General features: G+C 58.0%; 1 pseudogene. It reads right to left on the reverse strand.

The window, feature by feature from the left end:
* Positions 1-314: pseudogene (locus JUJ53_RS00145) on the reverse strand (calcium-binding protein); the annotation flags it as partial.

Below are 314 nucleotides of genomic sequence, written 5' to 3' on the forward strand. Positions count from 1 at the left end.
CGATGTCGATACGGTCTCGATTGTTTTGGAAATCGGTAACGCGGTCGAAGCCATCGTTTTGGCGAATGACAATTAGGTCAAGCCCTTGTCCGGTGGTCATGAGGTCGTTACCGGTGCCGCCATCGATGCGATCGTTGCCTGTGCCGCCAATCAGGATGTCGCGATCGCTGCCCCCTTGAAGCGAGTCGTTACCGGCTCCACCGTCAAGGCGATCGAGTCCTGGGCCGCCGACTAAGATATCGTCACCATCTCCCCCCAAGAGGCGATCGTTACCGACTTCTCCTAAGAGGCGATCGCTTCCATCGCCGCCGAGT

It is taken from the genome of Leptolyngbya sp. CCY15150 (assembly GCF_016888135.1).
Taxonomy (GTDB): domain Bacteria; phylum Cyanobacteriota; class Cyanobacteriia; order RECH01; family RECH01; genus RECH01.